This is a genomic window from Candidatus Peregrinibacteria bacterium (assembly GCA_016699755.1).
Taxonomy (GTDB): Bacteria; Patescibacteriota; Gracilibacteria; order CAIRYL01.
In genome coordinates this window covers 428,389-443,909 of record CP065009.1, presented here as the reverse complement: position 1 = coordinate 443,909, position 15,521 = coordinate 428,389, and the positions used below count along the sequence as shown (strand labels likewise).

Genomic DNA, 15,521 nt, shown 5'->3' with positions numbered 1-15,521 from the left:
TCTTATTTATGCTTGGAATAACTTATCAATATAACGGCATTACTCTCAACGACCACACTCGCGATGCACTTTCGGGCGTTGTTTTTGCCAATGAATCCGAGCGGGCGGAAGGATGTTTTATCAGCCTGACAGAAACACCAAGCGGATTCCATTCACCCGAGCTTCGGCATAGCGAAGAATCCCGCCAAGGCATGCATGGAATGCTTGACTACGATACTTTCGTAGGAAAACGAGCGATTGTGTTTACAGGGCAACTCATCGCTCCCGATCGCATCAAAATGGTGCAACTGGTGGATAAATTTCAAAAAGCGTTCACGACCAGTGCCGTACCGAGCAAAGATGACGGCTATCGTGAATTGCTTTTTACCGAGGAAGACGGCATTGCCAAAAAGGTCTTTGCCAAAGTGGAACAGATGCCTGAGTACGCGGAAGAATTCGGGTTTCCTTATGTGCGGAATTTTATGGTAGCGCTCAAATGCAAAGAACCGCGCAAGCTTTCCCAAGAACTCAAAACTGCTCCTGAGGTCAAAGCCGATGTACTGGGCGCGCAAATTACGCTTCCGACTAAGCTCCCGCTTTGCACAAGCTGGGATTATGTGTACAAAAAAATGCTTTCCAATGCGGGAAACTTTGCGGCTTCTCCGCATATTACCGTGCATGCGCCCTGCCTAAATCCTAAAATTCTGAACCGCACTTACGGCGTTTTTATGCAGTTTATCTGCACGCTTTCCGATACGGATACTTTGGAAATCGATGTGCTTCAAGGTACGGCAACTATTCACCGTACCGATGGATCAAGCGAAGACGCTTTACTGGTACTGTCCAATAACAGCGAGTTTTTCTATCTCCTGACAGGAGAAAACGAAGTGGTTTTTCTTGAGGAAAGCGGTGTTCCTCCTGTCGATAATCCTTCGTACTGCCGACTTTCATGGTCGGATACTTGGCTTTAACTTTATAAAATATGTATTCCATCAACATTTTAAATCGGGAAAATATGGCATTCAGCAAGATTCTTGATCCGCAGGACTTGAATTTCAAACTGACCATCGGCGGTCGAGATACCGCCAAGTTTCGTTTGCCGCTTTCTCATCCTCGCGCCGAACACGAAAACTTTCAGAAACATAACCGCGTTGAAATCTACAGGGTCAATCCCAAAGATCGCACGGATATTCGTAAAGTATGGGTCGGGTACATCGAAGCGGTGCGGATTGTTGATGAGAATCATTTGGAAGTCGGATGCAATGGACTCCTGCAGCTTTTTGATAAACGCACGGTGTCTCGCAGTTTTACCAATTGGCAAGGCGGAGCGGCGGTTTTTGAATTGTTGAATACCAAAGTCAACGCCGAAGATGACACTTTTGTTTCCGCTGGCTTGACCGATATTACCGAATTTTTTTCTCATGATTTTGAGGATATTGCGGCTTTGAAAGCATGGGAAAAAATAGCGGAAGCTACGGGCGGAGAACTTTCCGTTGATGTGAATTTTCGTTTGAATTTCAAAAAACAAATCGGTGAAGACCGTACGGCAAAAGTCATTTTCCGTTTTATCCGCAATCTGCAAAACGCCAATTCCATCGACAATTTCACGCTTTTAGAGGAAGGCAAAGAGCTTTTTAACCGCGTGGTCTGTTACGGAAAAAACCGCATCGTGTCTTCTGTCAAAGAGGATGCCGAGTCAATTGCCAAATTCGGGCTTTTGGAAAAAGTACGACATTTTACGCAGATTGAAGACCAAGCCACGCTGGATCGCGTCACACAAGAACTGCTGGATTTTCATAAACCCGAAAAAGTGATTCCCACGATTGAGCCTGCCACCTCCAAAATTGATTTTTTTGAGTACGGCATTGGCGATCGCGTGCGGGTCATTATCAAACATGCGCTTCTCGATTTTGATCAGGTTCATCGTATTTTGGAGATCAATGTTTCCGTAGGGCGAAACAACGAGGAAAAAATCCAGATCAAGATAGCGGAAGAAGGCGTTCAGCCAGTCAAAAACGACGAGGAACAGCTCGCGGAACTGGCGGGGCGCATAACTGATTTAGAATCTTAACTTTTATTACTATGGCAAACAGAGTTTCCTATCTCAATTCAAAAAACACCTTTTGGCAGGATATCGACCTCAAAAATGTCGAACGCGATTTTTTTACCGATGGCGTAGTCGATGCCAACAATGACGCGCCTTCACCTTCAGCGGTGGGATCAGATTTACAAGTGCTCGCACAAAGCAGTCCCGATAAAACCGTGATCGTTCGAAAAGGTGTGGCGTATTTTCGAGCGGAAAGAGCCAATGATGCCGACGGAGATGATGTCGCGGACTCCTTGGTTTTGCGGTTTCAAAATCTCGCTGAAACTTCTTTACTCATTCCCGATAACACTTCGGGAGCGGACAAGACTTTTGAAATCTGCTGTTCTATTCCTTCTGCCAATATGAATGCGGAAACTATCAATGCCACCGCCTCCAATATCGGAGAACTGGTCGTGCAAGAAGCGGGAGCAGGACTGCAAAACAAACTTCTACTGGCTACCATAACCGTCGAAAGCGGATTTACCGAGGTGACGCAGGAAAAAATCACAGATCACCGTTTGCGGGTAGCTTTCAAAGCCGTACCAAAAGGACTCACTGCCACTATTTCCGAAATCAATCTCGCATTGGATGGTATTTTGGCTTCCAGTTTTGATCTCAATATTCTTGAAGATACTACGGTTACCAAAGAGGAATTCAATCGCACCCTCACTGGCACTCTGGTTACAGCGGCAGAGCTGAACCTTCTTCATGAAGTGGCGGGTTTAACAAAAGCTGATCTGCAGAAACTTGCCAACATTGATGCGACAGCCGACGAGATTGATCAGGCATTGGATGGCATTTCTCCTGATGTTTCCGCTTCTAACCTGAACATCTTGGTGGGAGGCGGATTTACCAATTTGCATAAACACGCGACTGATCCCAATCAAAGCGGCATAACAGAAAGCCCCGCATACTTTTATCTGCCTTCAGGTCAAACCGAAGCGGTTTCCGAAAAAGGAATCATGACGAGATTTTTCTATCAGGAAGACGCAGATGAAGTCAGCTCGGAAAACATCGAAGTGGTAAACGATACCTTTCAGAACTATGAGTCGTATTACAAAAAAATCACCAGTTTCGAAAACGAAGCGGGAGAAACTTATATCGGCGGATCGTTTGATACAGTCGAATACAATGAAGGCGCACAGTCCCGCAAACGCGAATTATCTCTGGATAGTACAGGAACACTGCTTATTGAATTTGCTACGGGGAAAAATCTATCCGCTTTTTCAGGTTCGGATACCGTGGAATTTTGGTTCTTTGTTACCGATCTGCCAAACACCGACATGGCAACGATTCAGCTTGGATCAACAACGCCTGCTTCAAATTATTTTCATTTTAATTTTCTCTCGCAGATTACAGGAAGCGGATGGAATAAAATCAAAATCCCAGTCAGTTCCTTAGCAAGCGTCGGAACTCCTACTTTGGGAAATATTGTGCGTGTTCGTTTCGAATTTTCCACGAATACCAACGGCAGTTGTAATTTCAATGTGGATAGTCTGAGGATCATCAAAGCGGCCAACACTACGGGCGGATTCTGGTCAAATACTGCGGGAGAATGGGAAATGCAGGACATCGCTGGACTTAAAAGATTCACAAAAACCAACGAGTCCTCGGGAGATAAAGACAGCGTGCTTTCGCTTGGCAATCAAAGCCGTAGTTATGAAAACGGTATTTTTACCGCTCGTATTCGCAGGTTGCAAGGATCGGGAGCGACTGGAATCAAATGGCGATACACCGCTCCAAATAACTGTTATCTCGTTTACTTCACTACCAATGAGCTAGTGGTGGCAAAAAACAGCGGAGCTTTTTCCACTATTCAAACCGTTACTTTTCCGTTTACCAACGGAGTCGATTTTTGGCTGAAAGTCAGCTTTAACGGCAATCAAATCGTTGTTTCCACTTCAACCGACGGCATTAATTTCAATACGCAAATCAGCGTAACGGACAGCTCTATTACAGGAGAAGGACAGATTGCCCTTTTTGATAACGGAAATATCGCCAGTTTTGATCAGGTAGTTTTTGAACAGACTTCGGTTACTTATGAAAGAGATACCACGGGAGAGGTTGTGAAGATCGAAGAAAACACTGGCTTCGGCGACAAATTCGATGATCAGGAAATCTTTGAAAGAATCTACGAAGCAAGTGGCGGTATCTGGGCGATTGAGGAAAATATTGATGAAGTAACAAAATGTTTATTGCAAAGCGATACCAGTGCGGGAGAGAAAATTTTGCTTTTGAAAACCGATGGACTCAGCAATAAATTCGTGAACTTTACCTTGCGGGGAGGCTTTCAAATGGCAGCCGACGGTGTTTGTGCCTTTATTTTCAAGTGCCAAGACTCAGATAATTTTCTTCGTTTGCAGTGCAAAGGCGGAAGGATTTCGTTTGTAAAACGCGTCGCTGGTGTTGATACCATTTTGGGAGAAGAAATGGCGTTTACGCCTGTAGCGGATAGCTTTTTCTCTCTGAAGATCGAGTGCGATAATAACAGCTTCAAATACTATTACTCCGAAGACGGAGCGGTATGGATTTTGATCAGTGAAGTTTCCGCAACCGATTTTACCAGCGGTCAGATCGGTATTTTTGCTGAAGATAAAGTGCTTCGAGCAGATGAGCTTTTTGCATATGAACACAATGTCGGAGGAGATACTTTTTACCAAATCTACTACGACGGAGACAGCAATGTTTCCTCCATTATCAAAAAACCTGTTGTTTCAAATTAATTTTTAACCTTTTTTACTATGGCAAATATTACAATCGGAGGCGGAGGATCGATGTTCAAGGATGCGATTCCTTCCGCTCTACAATTCGCAAGCTGGGATAATTACAAATGGTTTCAGCAAGGTGGTCAGGGGCTGAATATCAGCAACCAGAACTTTAATTACAGCCCTATCAGCTTTCATCTTGTGCAAGATACTGAGAATAAAAAATTCTTTGCGCTTCCTCAGGGAAAAGGCAGTAATGCAAGCTACAAACTGGGCGATCAAAAACCGCTCGGGTGCTACAAATACGATCATCAAACAGATCAGTGCATCTTTATCGAATTTGATAAAAATGATATCTATACTCTCCGCAATAAAATCACTCAAAACAGTTACGAAAACCTGTTTTATGATGAAACCACCAATAGGCTCTTTTTCATCAATCTGACCACGAAAGAGATGTGGGAAATCGACCAAACCACTGGAAGATTTACTCAAAAAACCACTTGTATTGTCGCGGGAACAATCTGTGGAACGGTATGTTCAAACGGCTATATTTACGCAATTGATTCGAGTAAAAATTTTGTAAGATACAACATTACAACGGGAGCATGGTCGGCACTCGCCACTATGGGCGGATCAGCCAGTCTGTCCCAGAGTTATTGCCGCTTGCTAACGGATGGGACATGTGTCGTATTCGTGCCATATCAAAATATGCAAACCACGGGTTACGAACTTATGAAATACAGTATTGCTGGAAACACATGGTCAGTAGCAAGTGTTAGCAATGCCCCAACCTCTTCCAATTACTATATTTCGGAAATATTTAATGGTTATGTGTATGTTCATTATTTATCAAACACCAATAACTACAGCATGCTTTGGAAATATAGCCTATCGGGAAATTCTTGGACTGCAAATCCGTTCAATCTCCAGTCAAAGGGCATGTTAAATGGCGGAGCATGGGGAATGTTTCGAGCTAATAACAAACTTTACTGGTACGGAAGCAAGTATTATCAAGATACAAACAGCGCTCGCTCTATGCAAAAACCAGCTCTATGGGAAATGGATACTGCGGAAAATTTCACCGAGACTGCCAAATATGTTCCCGTGGAATTTGGAAACTGGTGTTATGAGCTGAATTATGGCTACGAAAATGACATGATGCAGGTGCAAAAATCCTGTGCGCGATATCAGATTTACAACTCTTTCCATGCCAATTCGCGAGGGTATCGCTATTTTCCGTACATTGATCCGACGGCCAAAACAGTGGAGTGGATCAAAGTTCCGACAGAAGCGAATAAGGAAAAGGACTGGCAAGGTTGGGCGGCTGTTGTAAAAAACGGGAAGCTCTACATGATGGATGCCAAAAACTTCGATCTTTTTGTGTGTACGATCGGAGTCTGGACATGGACTAAACTAGATAATCTTTTCACTCGTCTCGGCAATAAAATGCCGTTCAGTTACAATGCAAATCCATGGATGTATGGATGCGCTCCAAATAGTGTCAGTCAAGGAGCGACTCCGTGGCAAGGACTCGGAGGTTTGTTTACGGTCAAAGAAGATGCTGAGGATATATTTCTTGTATGTCCTCGCTATTCATCGGAAACTTACTGCTATGTTTACAAATTTGATGTTTCCGCCAATCAGTGGTCGATTTTGAATGCCAATGGAGATATGCCCAACGCTTATTGGGGTCAATCTTCACATTCCACCTACGGAACTTATAAAAATCATGTCGTTGTTTCCAATCAAAACAGCTCATGGCTCTTATTTCTGTGCCGTTCCTACGATACGAGCAATAACCAAAGGTTTAATCAGTATTACTACGCTTTTAATCCAGTAGACGGGACATTTGAAGCGATCAATGGTCAAAACACGACTTCTTGGTATGGAACTTACGGTTTTACGCTTGATGGGAAGCCGATTTGGCATACCAATAGCTCCTACAATAAGGTTTATTACAACGATATGGCAACCATGGCCTACGACATCAGCAATAAGCTCCTTGAGCAAGTTTTGGATAATCAAGATCAGTATCTTTATGTGAATGTAAAAAGCTATCAGTCTTTTATTTTCAATATTGATCCTCAGAATTTTGAAAAAGGATTTGCTATTACAGTGGCTTCCAGTGAAACCGAAGGAGGTGTTTATCAGGAATGGGGGTTTGAGCAGCAGATCAATGCTCCAAAGGGCGGATATCTACTGGGATGGACTCGCAACACTTCGCTCGGGACTCCGAGCAGGTATGGTCGGATTATCATTGATAACGATGGTGTCCGATCCTCAATTGTAAACGATGCCTTGCCTGATTCAGTCGTGGACTCGGCAACCGTGTTTACCACTAAAGTTAAAAAGAATTTCAAGCTGTACTTGGAGCAATGGTGTTCAAGTAACGGGCTTGTGACCTTTTTTGCTCCTATCAATTAATTTTTAACCTTTCTTACTATGAAATTCTACAAAACCAAACATGCCGAAATTGGTGAAGGAGTGGAGGCAACGGTACTCTTTCATAAAGACAACGGCGATGAACTGATTTTAGTTCGTTCGGGATGGGATGCCTTTGCAGAGCAAAATCCCAAAGCCAAAGAATGTGCCATCGAAGATGCCGATAAACTTCTGCAAAAAACGAAGATAAAACTGGCTGTTCCCAAAAGAAAAGAGATTCGCAAAGCTCAAAAGCTCTCCGACGACGATCTCCTAAAAGAAATCGAGAACCCCGAAACTTTGACGGTAAGCGTTAACAAAACAGAATCCGAAGAAGGCCAAGTTCTGACTTACATTGAAGAAGTGGAAATCGCTTCGGTGGAAGATTTTTTGCAAGCTCAAAATACTCAGGCTTCAGAACCAGAGACTGAAATCATCGACAAAGAACCTCAAGAAATCATCATTTAATCATTTTTTAATAATTCACTATGCCAAAACTTTATTTAATCGCAGGTCATGCTCAAGGGAAAGACGAAGGAGCACAAAACCTGCAAACCAAAGAAACGGAAAATGTAATCGCTCGAGATCTGCTTTTGCAGGTCTTGCCTGAAATTCAAAAAGAGGTGTTTACCGATATCTGCCCGTTTGACCTAACCTTGGAAGAGCAAATCAGCTGGGTAAACAAAAAAGCGGGATCGGATGATCTTGTCCTTTGCTGTCACTTAAACTCCTCCCCGAATAGGACAGAAAAAGGAGCAATGTGTTTTTATTACGGAGGCAGTCAAAAGAGCAAAGAAATGGCGGAAAAGATTTTGGATGCCTACTGTCGAGCCACAGGAATTCAAAATGCAGGCGTTCATGCTGATACTTCAAGTCGTTTCGGCAGATTAGGGATAGTTCGGGATACCAGAGGCTGGGCATTCCTCATCGAGTTGGGATCAATCAACAACGACCTCAAAACCGTAAAAACCAACGGAGTGAAAGGATTATTGGCGGGAATCCGAGTTATTCTCGGCAAAGCCGAAGATCTCCCTTTTACAGATGTTGATCGTACTCATCCATATTTTTCAGCCGTTGACTGGGCGAAAAAACAAGGATTAGCGAGCGGGTTTCCTGATGGTCGCTTGGGAGTCGATGAATCCCTTTCGGTTGGCAGATTTTTGGCATTTTTGAGAAAATATGACGATCTTCGAAAAATGGGATAGATATATTCTTTTTCTCGACACATAATGTTGGTGCATTATTTTTTAACTTCAAAAATATGACCAACAACCCTCAAACTGCTGTTGCAGAAGTCATCGAAGATGACATCAAGGAAATCATGAAAAACCAAGAAATGGATGCCGATCAGGCGGAAAGAATTCGAGACATTATGGAGGAATATGGACTGAGCGAGGATGAAGCTGTGGAAGCCGAAGAGATGATGTAAATCACTTTTTTCTTACCAAACCTTCGAAATAATTTTGTAAAATTGTACAAATCCGTTATAATCTATTTTGTCGAAGTGAGCCTTGAGTTCATACAACGCTTCTTCGATAAAGGGCTTACAGCGCGCAGAAATTTGTTCGGCCTGCAGCTCATCAGCCCGACCAGTAAAGGTAAGCTGAGAGATGTTGGAACTAAAATTATGAATGCGTTTAAAAAGTTAAAACAGAGAAGAGCTTTTGCCAAACAACATGTGGAACAAAAGCTCTTGAAGCGACTCAGAATATTCGCAATTATTATCGCAATAGTTATTGGCATTGTTGTTTATAAAATATTGTTCGACGAAATAAGCATTAGATTAGCAATCATTGGGCTAACTTTTGGAACTATTCTTGGGTTAATTACTGGCAGAATGTTTAAAATTACTTGGGATCAGGAAGCACAAAAAGTTATTTCTCGACTCGATAAAATTGGTGTCATTTTCCTTATGTTTTATGTAGTAATTGAAATCGGGAGAAAATGGATTTTTGGCTCTTGGCTACATGGGAAAGAATTAAGTGCATTTAGTTTGATTTTTTTAGCAGGACTTTTATTGGGGCGACTTTTAACTATGATGAAAAATATCAAAAAGGCTCTCATGGCCAAGCGAATATAGGGAATTTAAGATCTGAAACCATCTCATAAAACCGTTCAAATCTAGTAAAATTTGAGCAGTCGATGGTTCACTTTCCATTTTATCAATCCGGCTTATACGACAAGAAAAAATAAGACGATATGAAGAAAACCCTTATGTCAAAACTTATCTAGTCTTCCGCAATCACTTTTACGTTATCAACACTTGCAACCTTACGCGAACCCGACATTTTCCCTCGAAAACGAATGAGAATAGCGGAGGTGTTCTGCGTATCAATAAAAGAAATATGTTCGTCACGCCATACATTTTTTCGGTGTACGCTTCCTTTTTGAGATGCATATTCCTTCCATGTCTTCCCCTTGTCTATAGAAATATCAAATGCGAGATACTCTCCTTTTTTGAGGCGATCTCCAAGAAGCCACGAAAAAGTGATGGTGATATGCGTTTTTCCATTAAGAGAAATAAAAGGAGAAATGAGTTGTGAGTTTTTTGCTTGTCCGTAAACTCCCGCAGAAGCACTACCATCTATCCGTCGCGAAGATGAACGAAGCCAATCATTTTGTGAGTCTTGTGTCCATTTTTCCAATCCATTTTCGAAACTATCCTCAAAGAGAATTTTTTGAGATGGAACAGTAGAATCAGAAATAACATCAGAAAGAGACTCTACATATTCTGGTGTGGCATCAGGATCTTTATTGAAAAAAACAGGGTTATTATCTGTCGTATTGTAAACAACAGGGCGCTCTTCTTTCATCCAAGCTTTTACCAATCTCCCCGATTCCTTAAGATGAGTATCATCCCAAGCACCGTTTGGACAGGTTCCTGTTTTTAGCACAGCTCCTGAACGAAAGTCATCAGAAAAGTTCCAATTTATCCAACTGATCGTCTTTGCATTCATGAGATCAATATACTTTTGTGACATGGAAATATTGTTTACACCATCTCCTGTATATTTTTGAGATCCCCATTCACTCACAAAAATCGGAAGATGATTCGAGGCTTCGTCAAGGGCATCGTAATATATAGTGCCATGTGAGGCTCCATAGAAATGAAATGTGTAGAGAATATTTTTGGCGGCAACAGGAGCATTCCATATTTCGCTTGGAGATCCTCCTTCCGACACCCCGTGATGACCATGCACGGGTTCCCACCAAGATAACACTGTTTTCGTCGTTTTCACGAATGATAGGAATAATTTCTTCTGCATACGATTTTATAGATGCCCAGCTTACCCCTGAAGGTTCATTTGCAATTTCGTAAAGAATATTATCTGCGTCTGCATATTTATGGGAAAAGTATTCAAAAAATGCCTTTGCTTCTTCCAAATTTTCATACGGATCTCCTGGATCAAGCATGTGCCAATCGAGAACTATATACATCCCACGTGCTGTGACTTCTGTTATAAGCGTGTCGAGCATTGCCTGATAATATTCAGGATTCGTATTATATCCCCCTTCATCGGCATACATGGAGAGACGAATAACATCTGCCTTCCAATCGTTAGCAATCCAATCAAGCGAATCTGAATTCAAGCAGTCTCCCCATCCATACCACTGAAGTCCATGAGTACTGATACCGCGCAACTGAACTGAAGAAGCATTCACATCGAGAAGGTGCGTTCCTTCAACATGCAAGGCTCCATGAAGATCAACTGGCGTTTCGGCAAAAGCAACTCCATCAGAAACGAATTGAGAAAGCGAAATCACTAAAAAAATCAAAAGAACACCTTGTTTCATAATGATAAAATAAAAAAATAGACAACCCTACTAATGTGAATTTTATATTTAACTTAAAAAAAGTAAAGCTGACAAATCGTAACATACGATAAAATTGCTATTTTTTATAAAAAATTATAAAATAATACGAAATATTAACACAAAAAATGAGAAGGAAAAAAATGTTTTTTCTCTTTGGAAGCACTGTCATATCTTTGGTTCTTCTTTTTTCGCATAATGTTCCTGTATTTTCTTCTAAAAACAATTGTCACACACTAATATCATCCTCTGGTATTCCAAATGGCTATGGTGCTGCATATCATCTCTTTACCTCAGGAAACCCCATACTCCTTTCGGCAGCGTGTGATATGGACTCAGCAGAAATCACTATTGGAGATGGTGCAGAAACAACCTACGCCTATAAGGATTTTTATCGCTGGAATGGATCATCGTGGAATAAGGAAACACTCTCTTGCCGTGGAAAAACAGAGAATGATTGGTGTATTGGGGAGGGAACGGCAAATCTTTTGGGAAAAGATCTCAAAAAGATGAATTACTTTGCAGGATACACGTGCTATAAAAATGGAACACGCTTTCAGTGTGGCTGTCGTGATACAGATTGTACTAATTCGTACTGGCAGGGACAATCATTTCCTTTTGTGTCTATAACTCCTCCACCTCCTCCTCCACCGCCACCAGACGAAAAGGTTTCCCTTTCTCCTTCATCACAAAATATAAAAACAGGAGAAACAGTTGGAGCATTTACAGCAAGCGGAGGATCGTCTTTTTCCTTCTCTCTCGATGCAGGAACAACTGGAATAAGGCTCGACACAACCTGCTCCAAAACGCTCTCGAGTAGTCCCACCTGTCATCTCAGCTCCCCAAGCTCAACAGGAACTGCCCATATTACGGTGACAAATGAAAAAGGCTTTTCTGAGAGTGCCACAATAGATGTTTCCGATTCTGATGATAGAAGAACCGCTGTTCCGCCTCTTGGAGAAAGCTCCCATGGATCTGGTGGAACTGCCGCCAATGGAGAAACACACACAACAAATGGGGTTACCTATCGTATTATCACCCCAAGTGGTAATGGTCCGCATCCGCTCATGATTGTTTTTTCAGGAACAGAAGGAGACAATATTATGACTCGAAACATAAAATATCTTTCCTCAGTCTATAATATGACCGACATCATGTATGTCATTCTCAATGGAATGACCTATTACAACAACGGACAGGCAGGAGCAGTCGCACTTGATGATGTTCGAAGCAGATATAATATTGATAATGACAAAACATATCTCTTCAGCGAGTCCGCAGGAACACAAGCAGGACTCTCCCTTGGATTTTCTCTTCGAGAATCGTATTTTGCCGCCTTTTGGGCAAACGATGTTAATGCAAGTGCCGTTCCCCAAAAAACAGCAGAAGAAATTGGTTTTCACCCATACGGAAATGCAGGTCCAGGAGGACACTTCGATGAAGCAAACACCATTGTTCATGGTATGGAAACTGCCGGATACAAGACACCAGAACCTTCCCCCCTACGATGGCACGGGTGCTGATACCCATGGATCAGAAGCACAACTTCGCGCCGCATTTCAGTGGTTTAAAGGAAAAAACGAGAGCAATAAGGAATTGAGGAGTAGTTTTTTCAAGGCGACATTTTTTCTTCTCTGAAAAAATTTAAGATACATCGGTAACACTTCTAAGATAGAGTTTTTCTCTGTCTTCGATGTCCTTAATTCTCAAACCTATAAAACCATACCCACCTCTTATGAAGAAATGGGAATGGCTCAAAAAGATGAGTAAAGAACATTTCCATAACATCAGAAAACACTTCTCTTATGTCCATTGGTATTTTACGAGGAGACAAGGATTATCACTCTTCGCAAAAAATACATCCGGTTGGAAAAAATGAAGCTTCGAAAGACAATCCAGAGATCGAACGATTCAATAGAACACTTTAAGAAGAATTTATCCAACTCGGAAATCGGATACTTGATCCAAGTGAATTCAACCCAAAACTGACTGAATGACTTATATTCTCTAACTCCGAAAGACCACAACGATTATAAAATACCTCTAGAGCATTATGAACGTACCTCAAAAGTGCCTATGATATTGTTATCCAGAACATCCTCTTGATACTTCCCTGTTTTCTCGGCAGGATGCTTAGGCTTTCTCTCTATTTTCAATGACACCTTTACTTCCCAAGAAAAACGTGACTGTTGTTTTGGGTGCCCAATGGGGCGATGAGGGAAAGGGAAAGATTGTCGACTGTCTCGCAGAAGATATGGATATTATTGTGCGAGCAGGTGGAGGGGCAAATGCAGGACACACCATACATGCGAAGGGAAAGGAGTATGTTTTTCATCTCATTCCTTCGGGAATACTCTGGGAAGGAAAAATCTGCATTATCGGAAACGGATGTGTTGTTCATCTCCCAACACTTTTAGAGGAGCTTTCGGTACTTCGTGAAGCGGGTATCGATCCCAAGGGAAGGTTGTTTATTTCCGATCGCGCACACCTTCTTTTTGAACATCATATTCTCACGGATAGATACCAAGAAGATGGTCGCGGAAAAAAAATTGGTACTACCTGTCGCGGCATTGGTCCAGCGTATGAAGATAAAATAGCACGCAGAGGCATTCGTGCTGGACAACTGCTAGGAGATTTTTCTGTGTTTTCGGAAAAACTCAGAAAGAACGCTGAATGGCGTATTCGTCGACACGGATTTGAAATTAATTTTGAAACGGAAATCGATTTTTACCGAAACTCTGTTGATGTATTTAAAGGAGTAATCACTGATACCGTTGACCTTCTTCATAAAGCACTTAAAGCCAAAAAACGCATTCTCATTGAAGGTGCTCAGGGAAGCCATCTCGATATTGATTTTGGCACATATCCGTATGTCACCAGCTCAAACACGACTACTTGTGGAGCTTGTGCCGGAAGTGGCATTCCCCCAAGAGATATTGGTTATACACTTGGCATTCTCAAAGCCTATACTACCCGTGTAGGAAGTGGTCCATTTCCAAGTGAAATCCCTGGAGAACTTGGAGAAAAACTTCGTGAAAAAGGACATGAATATGGAGCAACAACCGGACGTCCAAGACGATGTGGATGGCTCGACATTCCCGTTGCACAACATAGTGCTCGCATTTCAGGAATTGATGCTTGGAATATCACAAAATTGGATGTCCTCAGTGGATTTGAAACCCTGAAAGTCGTAACAGAATATCACTCTCCTGAAGGAAATATCCTCTCTTCTTTTCCTGCAGATCTCTCGGTACTGGAAGCGGTGAAAACCAAAACAATAGAGCTTCCGGGTTGGCAAGAAGATATTAGTGCCTGCCGATCATTTGCAGAACTTCCAAAAAATGCCCAATACTACTGTCGAGAAATAGAACGTCTTACCGAGGTTCCCATTCATTCCATTGGTGTTGGACCAGGAAGAGATGATCTTATTTTTCTCTAGGATACCCCTATAAGTTCGTCCTTCCCAATTCGATGTTCTGGAAGAGGCATTTTTAATCCAAGCGCGCGATAAATCCCCTCTTCTGTTTCTCCAGCAATTCGATTGCTTTCCTCAAAAAGTCCGTATTCCGAAAGCTTCAGTCCTCTTTTTTGTGCTTTTTGACGTACGAGAATATTGTGTTCTTTAGATCCGGTAAAATATTGCAATGCTGCACCAAAACTCTCCGGTGGAACGACACGAAGATCAACCTGTCTTCCTTCTTCTTCCAGTCGAACAGAAGCTTTTGTTGTTCCATGAGCGAGAGTTTCTTGGATGTCTGGATACTGGAGAAAGGCAGAAATAACCGACTGGGGCGCTCTGCTCTGAACAAGAAAATCGAGATCGCCAATGCTTTCTGATTTTCGGCGAAAACTCCCACAAATTTCCACTTTTTCTACCTCAGGAATATGCTGAAGATAAGTAAAAAGAGGCATGGCAATTGTTTCCGCACGTTCTCGAGAAATGCGTGAATCTGCTTTTTTGAGGAGATGAAGTCCTGAAATGATTCGTTCTGTCTTTTTCTCCCCAAAACCAAAAAGACCTGCGACTGCTCCAGAATGAAGCCTTTCTATAAGCATCTCCCGATTTATGACACCAAGTTTTTGCCAAAGTGTGCGAACCGTTTTTGGACCAACATTCGGAATATTAAGAAGATCAAAAAGCCCCAAAGGGATTTTTTTTGCCTCTTGGTCGAGCGCAGAAATATGACCGGTCTCACGGTATTCAAGAATCTTTTTCCCAATCGCTTCTCCAATGCCTGAGACATTCTCAAGTTCTTTTAAAGTCATAGTATGGAGATCATGTTCACCCAATTCAGTAATAAGGAGCGCTACTTTTCGATATGCGCGAACTCGAAATGGATTTTCTCCGAGAAGTTCTAATGTGTCAGCAAGCCGATCAAATTCTCGTTTCAGTTCGGTGGAGAGCATAATGACATTCTAGGGAAACTCTTTGGAAAAACAACTGAGAAAACAATTTCTTGCCAAACACACCAAAACAAAAGTACCATAGCCAAAACTTCTTTTTTGCTTCTCTT

The 15,521-nt window shown here is 42.1% G+C and carries 11 protein-coding genes and 1 pseudogene; 10 read left to right on the top strand and 2 right to left on the bottom strand.

The features are described 5' to 3' along the window. The first annotated feature begins 8 nt into the window (after positions 1-8). The 8 genes from IPN35_01995 to IPN35_01960 all read left to right on the top strand — a co-directional run bounded on the left by IPN35_01995 (position 9) and on the right by IPN35_01960 (position 9,274). Positions 9-950 (top strand): phage tail family protein, encoded by a 942-nt coding sequence (locus tag IPN35_01995; protein QQS59632.1) that lies wholly within the window; start codon positions 9-11, stop codon positions 948-950. A gap of 11 nt (positions 951-961) precedes the next feature. Then, the gene (locus IPN35_01990; GenBank protein ID QQS59631.1) at positions 962-2,050 is read left to right on the top strand and encodes a phage tail protein; all 1,089 of its coding nucleotides are present in this window, start codon (positions 962-964) and stop codon (positions 2,048-2,050) included. An 11-nt stretch (positions 2,051-2,061) separates the two neighbouring features. Beyond that, on the top strand, positions 2,062-4,788 hold the full coding sequence (locus IPN35_01985; GenBank protein ID QQS59630.1) for a hypothetical protein: 2,727 nt from the start codon (positions 2,062-2,064) through the stop codon (positions 4,786-4,788). 18 nt (positions 4,789-4,806) lie between these two features. Further along, positions 4,807-7,197: a hypothetical protein gene (locus IPN35_01980; GenBank protein QQS59629.1), complete on the top strand. Its 2,391-nt coding sequence runs from the start codon at positions 4,807-4,809 to the stop codon at positions 7,195-7,197. Positions 7,198-7,215: 18 nt separating this feature from the next. Further along, the gene (locus IPN35_01975) at positions 7,216-7,662 is read left to right on the top strand and encodes a hypothetical protein (protein ID QQS59628.1); all 447 of its coding nucleotides are present in this window, start codon (positions 7,216-7,218) and stop codon (positions 7,660-7,662) included. Positions 7,663-7,682: 20 nt separating this feature from the next. Continuing rightward, the gene (locus IPN35_01970) at positions 7,683-8,399 is read left to right on the top strand and encodes an N-acetylmuramoyl-L-alanine amidase (GenBank protein ID QQS59627.1); all 717 of its coding nucleotides are present in this window, start codon (positions 7,683-7,685) and stop codon (positions 8,397-8,399) included. A 56-nt stretch (positions 8,400-8,455) separates the two neighbouring features. Next, positions 8,456-8,623 (top strand): hypothetical protein, encoded by a 168-nt coding sequence (locus IPN35_01965; GenBank protein QQS59626.1) that lies wholly within the window; start codon positions 8,456-8,458, stop codon positions 8,621-8,623. A 75-nt stretch (positions 8,624-8,698) separates the two neighbouring features. Then, positions 8,699-9,274: a hypothetical protein gene (locus IPN35_01960; protein ID QQS59625.1), complete on the top strand. Its 576-nt coding sequence runs from the start codon at positions 8,699-8,701 to the stop codon at positions 9,272-9,274. Between the two features lie 148 nt (positions 9,275-9,422). Here IPN35_01960 and IPN35_01955 read toward each other — a convergent pair. Further along, positions 9,423-10,989, bottom strand: a pseudogene (locus tag IPN35_01955) (glycoside hydrolase family 5 protein). A gap of 194 nt (positions 10,990-11,183) precedes the next feature. On the opposite strand from IPN35_01955, the gene IPN35_01950 reads away from it, so the two are divergent. Further along, complete coding sequence (locus IPN35_01950) at positions 11,184-12,530, top strand: hypothetical protein (GenBank protein QQS59624.1); 1,347 nt, start codon at positions 11,184-11,186, stop codon at positions 12,528-12,530. 632 nt (positions 12,531-13,162) lie between these two features. After that, complete coding sequence (locus IPN35_01945; GenBank protein ID QQS59623.1) at positions 13,163-14,446, top strand: adenylosuccinate synthase; 1,284 nt, start codon at positions 13,163-13,165, stop codon at positions 14,444-14,446. On the opposite strand, the gene IPN35_01940 is transcribed toward IPN35_01945, so the two are convergent. Then, positions 14,443-15,414, bottom strand: a complete 972-nt coding sequence (locus IPN35_01940) for a hypothetical protein (GenBank protein QQS59622.1) — start codon at positions 15,412-15,414, stop codon at positions 14,443-14,445. The genes IPN35_01945 and IPN35_01940 overlap by 4 nt on opposite strands. Positions 15,415-15,521: the final 107 nt, after the last annotated feature.

Bases quoted from the DNA above. Each gene is read 5' to 3' on its own strand.
- IPN35_01995 (QQS59632.1), top strand. From the start codon at position 9: ATGCTTGGAATAACTTATCAATATAACGGCATTACTCTCAACGACCAC.
- IPN35_01990 (QQS59631.1), top strand. From the start codon at position 962: ATGTATTCCATCAACATTTTAAATCGGGAAAATATGGCATTCAGCAAG.
- IPN35_01985 (QQS59630.1), top strand. From the start codon at position 2,062: ATGGCAAACAGAGTTTCCTATCTCAATTCAAAAAACACCTTTTGGCAG.
- IPN35_01980 (QQS59629.1), top strand. From the start codon at position 4,807: ATGGCAAATATTACAATCGGAGGCGGAGGATCGATGTTCAAGGATGCG.
- IPN35_01975 (QQS59628.1), top strand. From the start codon at position 7,216: ATGAAATTCTACAAAACCAAACATGCCGAAATTGGTGAAGGAGTGGAG.
- IPN35_01970 (QQS59627.1), top strand. From the start codon at position 7,683: ATGCCAAAACTTTATTTAATCGCAGGTCATGCTCAAGGGAAAGACGAA.
- IPN35_01965 (QQS59626.1), top strand. From the start codon at position 8,456: ATGACCAACAACCCTCAAACTGCTGTTGCAGAAGTCATCGAAGATGAC.
- IPN35_01945 (QQS59623.1), top strand. From the start codon at position 13,163: ATGACACCTTTACTTCCCAAGAAAAACGTGACTGTTGTTTTGGGTGCC.
- IPN35_01940 (QQS59622.1), bottom strand. From the start codon at position 15,414: ATGCTCTCCACCGAACTGAAACGAGAATTTGATCGGCTTGCTGACACA.